The organism is Agarivorans sp., assembly GCF_050295395.1.
Lineage (GTDB): Bacteria > Pseudomonadota > Gammaproteobacteria > Enterobacterales > Celerinatantimonadaceae > Agarivorans.
In genome coordinates, this window is the sequence record NZ_JBNKPP010000228.1 from 1 (window position 1) to 4,846 (window position 4,846).

Sequence of the window (4,846 nt, forward strand, 5' to 3'; positions counted from 1 at the left end):
TGTGCCGCTGTCGATGCTGGTGGTGGATGAGGCTCACTGTATATCTGAGTGGGGGCATAACTTTCGCCCCGATTACCTTAAATTGCCGCAGTATCGTAGTGAGCTAAATATTCCCCTTGTTCTGTTACTCACAGCAACTGCTACGCGTAAGGTGAAGCAGGATATGGCGGCGCGTTTTGCCATTGCCGAGCAAGACATTGTACAAACCGGTTTTTACCGCAACAACCTCGATATTGCCGTGAGTAGTTGTGTGGCCGAGCAAAAACTGCCGCACTTGCTCAGTTTTATTCGTCAGCAACAGGGCGCGGGCATTGTTTACGTGACCTTGCAGCAGTCGGCTGACGATTTAGCCAAAGCGCTGTGCCAGCAGGGGATTAACGCTGCTGCCTATCACGCAGGTTATGGCAACGAACAGCGTCAGCAAATACAACAAGACTTCATGGATGATCGCCTACAAGTGGTGGTGGCCACCATCGCCTTTGGCATGGGGGTAGATAAAAGTAATATTCGTTTTGTGGTGCATTTCGATCTACCCAAATCCATCGAAAACTATAGCCAGGAAATTGGCCGTGCTGGGCGCGACGGCGCCCCCGCTCAATGTTTAACACTGGCTAACCTAGATGGCTTAACCACGGTAGAAAACTTTGTTTACGGTGATACGCCTGAGTTAAGTGGCATCGAAATAGTCTTAGACAACATTGTTAGTGAGACTCAAGCCGGGCAGTGGGAGATGCAAATCAATCATTTGGCCAATATCAGTAATATTCGTCAATTACCGCTTAAAACCTTGTTGGTGCAATTAGAGCTACAAGGCTTAATTAAACCTTTATATGCCTATTACGCCGATTTTCGCTACAAATTGCTGCAAGACAAGCAGGCTATCATTGGCCGATTTGAAGGGGAGCGCGGCGCTTTTATTAAAGCCATTTTTCAACACACTCAAATGAAAAAGGTTTGGGGAAGCTTAGATTTTGCCGCGCTTTACCAAGCATATCAGGCAGAGCGTTCGCGCGTGGTGGCTGCCTTGGAATATTTAAGCGAGCAAGGGCTGATTGAACTGGAAACTAAGAAAATTACCGACGTCTACCAAGTGAATACAGCGGGCATAGCAGAGGAAGGTTTGGCCCAACACTTAGCTGAGTACTTCTTAGCTAACCAACAGAAAGAAATTAAGCGCATTGGCCAATTGTTGCGTTTCTTTGAGCTAGATTCTTGCCTGAGTTATCAATTGGCGCGTTATTTTGATGACCAGCAGGCCCCCGAGCACTGTGGGCATTGCAGTGGTTGCAGAGGAAAAGTGGCCAAACTTGCTTATTCGCAGCCCGCTCAAGCTATCGCCGACCAACAAATTTCAGCCGACTTACGAGACTTAACTCAGCACTTCGCGGCACAGCAGGGCAAGGTAAGCCCAGTAATGGCGGTGCGTTTTTTGGCGGGTATGACTAATCCTTGGTCAACTAAATATAAGTTACGCCAATTGCCCGGTTTTGGGCGCTGCGCCGCCTTGCCTTATGCCGATACCTTGGCGCAGGTTCAGCGCTTATGGCCGACGTGAAGCGAACTTATTAAAGCTCTTGCTCAACAAAGCGCGCGGCGCGCGCTTCACTCAGGCTGCAATTGGCTAATTCTGCCAACTTTGCCACGGTGATGTTGGGTTGTTGCTGAATAAGCGCACGCAGCCGCTGTTGTTTGGGTTGGCGTTTATCTTGTTCACACTGCACTGCGTCGCTGAGTTTGTTTACTAAATAACTTAGCTGGTGTTGCGTTGGCATTTTTAGTTGCTCAAGTAGCTCAATCACTGCCTCGAGTTGGCCAAGCAGTTGCCAGTTTCGCGAGCGTCGAATACGTTTTAACTGGCAATTATGTTGCTCAGCCTGTTGTTGAACATGGCGCACTTGCTCGCGACCAATGCGATGGATAAGTGAGGGCAAGCTTACGCTAAAGGTGGTATTCGTCATGGCCCAGATCCTGCCCCGAAATCACATAAAATTCAAAGCCTAGTTCGCCATTTCACTGCATATTTATACTCACCGGTGCAGCAATATCGACCATACTTATAAAGCATGCTGCACAATAAGGACCCTCTCATGAGTATTCGTAGACACGGATTAAGTATTGGTATTGAACGAATCGAAACCCGCCTATTGGTGTCGTTTAAGGCCTATGGCAAGCTGACTCACCTCGACTACCAAGCGATTACCCCTATGATTGAATCGGCCTTTGCCGAAGTTGAGCATCCGCAGGTTCGCGTTTTATTTGATGCTAGAGAGCTTGAAGGCTGGGATCTAAGGGCCGCTTGGGATGATCTTAAATTGGGTTTAAAGCACGGCCAACAATTTGAAAAACTAGCTATTCTCGGTCAACAGCCGTGGTTGGAGTGGGCGGCTAAGGTGGGTAGGTGGTTCATGGCTGGCGAGATAGACATCTTTGAGGATGAGCAAGCGGCGTTAACTTGGTTAGAAAGTTAACGCCTATTGGCAGCATGGCGCTATATTGTCGCCTCAATCCTTAGTGAATAATAAAAAATACCGCCATGCTAAGCAGCGTGGTAAGCAGCGCATTGCGAGTAAAGATAGCCAAGCCGCAGGCCAGTGCTGCTGCGATTAGGTAAGGGTTGTCAAGTCCTAGGCTAAGTTGTTCGTCGCGCACAAACACGATGGGGGCAAAGATTGCGGTGAGTACTGCCGGCGCCGAATAACTTAAAAAACGCAGTGCCGTTTTACCTAAACGCAAGGGGATTTGGGGTTCTAAAAATAGGTAGCGGCTGGCAAATACCACTGCCGCCATGGCAAGAATACTTAGCCAAATCATTGTTGCTCTCCGCGCCAGTGGCCATAGACGGTAGCGAGGCTCATTGCCAATAGCGCCGAAATTAATAAGCCGCCAGGAATAGCAAACAGCTGACATACCACCGAACTGACCAAGGCCACTACTACGCACAGTAAACCCGAGGCCTGTTTAATGCTAGGCACCACTATCGCAATAAAGGTAGCGGCAATCGCAAAATCTAAGCCCCAACTATCGAGATTGTCGATATTGGCACCAGCGATAATGCCAAAGGCTGATGCGATATTCCAAGCCAAATAAAAGCTTAAGCCACCACCTAAAGCATACCAGCGGTCAAACTGCTTACCTTTGTCTTGATTGGCAATGGCGAATAATTCATCGGTGAGCAGAAAACCTAATATGAGTCGCCAGCGTAAAGGCAATCCGCTGATTTTTGGCCGCATTGCCATGCTGTACAGCAGGTGGCGTGAGGTTATCAGCAGGGTGGTGACTAACATGCTAAATAAGCTGGCACCCAGTTTGAACATGCCACTGGCCACCAATTGAGCGGAGCCGGCAAATAAAATTGCCGACATGGCCTGACTTTGCAGCGGGTTTAGCCCTGCCTCCATGGCGTAAGAGCCGGCCAATATGCCCCAAGGGATCACCGCAATGGTTAGTGGCAATACCGCTAAGGTTCCTTTAGAGAGTGCTTTGCTGCGCTGCGCCCAGCCATGGTGATGAATGTATTCGGTTTGTTTCACAATATTCCTTGCTTGGTACTGCGGCCTAAGGCCTTAAGCATGTAGTTCTTTGGCGTAGCGGCCGGGGCTGATTCCTAAGGCCCGTTTAAAATGACGGCTAAAATGGCTTTGGTCATGAAAGCCACAGGCGAGCGCTACGTCTAATTGTTGCTGCCCCTTGCGCAATAAGCTTTTAGCTAAGCGTAATCGCGCTTGAATTTGATAGGCATGTGGCGGAAGACCATAACATTTAACAAATTGTTTCACCAAGTAGCTGGGACTTAAATTGACTAACTTGGCCAGCTCGCTGAGCGAGATGTTTTCGCTGGCCTGCTCATCAAGAAACTGTTTGGCCATGGCAAGGTTGGGCCTCGCGTGGCCGCGACGGGGGGGCTGTGGCCGGGTTTTAGCATGGCGGCGCATTAACAGTTGCAAGCTAGAGTACACCAGCGTTTCCCGCTGTAAGCGATTTGAGGAATGTTCCAAAGCGTTAATGCTCGCTCTGAGAGTGCGTGCTACCAGCGCATCTTCAACTACTGCTTGGCTAAAATAAGGTGCCCCTAGCTTGTGGCAACCTAGCTCTTCACTGACTTGGGAAAACTGCTCCACCGTGGGGTACATGGCCTGATACGACCAGCCGCCTACCGAGGCTGAACAGCCGGTGTGCACTTCATCGGCATTAACCAAAATAATACTGTCTTGTGGCGCCACATGGTTACTACCGGTACGAAAAAAGCGTTGTGCGCCGCTGGCTATCACGCCAATGGTATAGCCCTCATGACTATGCCGTGAAAACTGTTGATGCTGATAGCGCGCATTCAGTATTTCAATTCCACCCAGCTCGTCGGCAAGCCGATAGTGCGCTTGTTCTATGCTCATAATCTAGCTCCCTGCCACTTAAACTGAAGCCGCATCATAGCGCAGAATGGCGCCAAAGTTTTGTACAAAATTGTTCATTTGGATAAGTGCTGGGCCCTCGCTGGCAGAGCCAGCGGCAAAATGTAACGGATTATGCACAGTAACAATGTTGTATGTTTTTGCAGCATTATTTTCAAGCTCTAAGCTTTATTGTTATTAGATAAAATTGTCATTAGTCACCAACGTGGTGCAAAAACTTGATGATAATTGCATCAAATTGGTTTGTTGTAGCAGGTGGCCTTTGTCATTGTATTGAAATAAAAGGGTTTTAACTTTGGCATTAAAAATGCGATGGCTATCACAAAAGGCTTTTGGTCTTTTTAAATATTTTAGTTAATAGCTCAAGGAAACCATTATGAATAAATTAATCATTTGGTGTTTAGCTGGCCTTACTGTAGTGCTTAGTACGGTATTTAGTG

The 4,846-nt window shown here is 48.2% G+C and carries 6 protein-coding genes; 2 read left to right on the forward strand and 4 right to left on the reverse strand.

Annotation, left to right across the window (positions count from 1 at the left end; translation table 11 throughout):
- Positions 1-1,555, forward strand: a 1,555-nt coding sequence (locus tag ACQY6Q_RS13170; RefSeq protein ID WP_427982081.1) for a RecQ family ATP-dependent DNA helicase, incomplete at its 5' end; no start/stop codon positions are given.
- A 10-nt stretch (positions 1,556-1,565) separates the two neighbouring features.
- Here the strand turns inward: ACQY6Q_RS13170 and ACQY6Q_RS13175 are convergent.
- Positions 1,566-1,958 carry a ribosome recycling factor family protein gene (locus tag ACQY6Q_RS13175; protein WP_055734793.1) on the reverse strand — a complete coding sequence of 131 codons (393 nt, stop codon included), beginning with the start codon at positions 1,956-1,958 and terminating at the stop codon, positions 1,566-1,568.
- Positions 1,959-2,087: 129 nt separating this feature from the next.
- Between ACQY6Q_RS13175 and ACQY6Q_RS13180 the strand changes: the two genes are divergently transcribed.
- On the forward strand, positions 2,088-2,468 hold the full coding sequence (locus tag ACQY6Q_RS13180; RefSeq protein ID WP_427982083.1) for an STAS/SEC14 domain-containing protein: 381 nt from the start codon (positions 2,088-2,090) through the stop codon (positions 2,466-2,468).
- Positions 2,469-2,508: 40 nt separating this feature from the next.
- Here ACQY6Q_RS13180 and ACQY6Q_RS13185 read toward each other — a convergent pair whose 3' ends face one another.
- From ACQY6Q_RS13185 to ACQY6Q_RS13195, 3 genes are read right to left on the reverse strand one after another with little or no spacing between them, the layout of a single operon-like run.
- Positions 2,509-2,811, reverse strand: a complete 303-nt coding sequence (locus ACQY6Q_RS13185; RefSeq protein WP_055734795.1) for an AzlD domain-containing protein — start codon at positions 2,809-2,811, stop codon at positions 2,509-2,511.
- Entirely contained in the window at positions 2,808-3,530 is a 723-nt protein-coding gene (locus ACQY6Q_RS13190) for an AzlC family ABC transporter permease (RefSeq protein WP_427982084.1), read from the reverse strand. Before ACQY6Q_RS13190 ends, ACQY6Q_RS13185 begins: the two co-directional genes overlap by 4 nt.
- 33 nt (positions 3,531-3,563) lie before the next feature.
- Positions 3,564-4,388 carry an AraC family transcriptional regulator gene (locus ACQY6Q_RS13195; RefSeq protein ID WP_427982085.1) on the reverse strand — a complete coding sequence of 275 codons (825 nt, stop codon included), beginning with the start codon at positions 4,386-4,388 and terminating at the stop codon, positions 3,564-3,566.
- Positions 4,389-4,846: the final 458 nt, after the last annotated feature.

Excerpts from the sequence above, each read along its gene's own strand:
- ACQY6Q_RS13175 (WP_055734793.1), bottom strand. The coding sequence starts at position 1,958 with ATGACGAATACCACCTTTAGCGTAAGCTTGCCCTCACTTATCCATCGC.
- ACQY6Q_RS13195 (WP_427982085.1), bottom strand. The coding sequence starts at position 4,388 with ATGAGCATAGAACAAGCGCACTATCGGCTTGCCGACGAGCTGGGTGGA.
- ACQY6Q_RS13180 (WP_427982083.1), top strand. The coding sequence starts at position 2,088 with ATGAGTATTCGTAGACACGGATTAAGTATTGGTATTGAACGAATCGAA.
- ACQY6Q_RS13185 (WP_055734795.1), bottom strand. The coding sequence starts at position 2,811 with ATGATTTGGCTAAGTATTCTTGCCATGGCGGCAGTGGTATTTGCCAGC.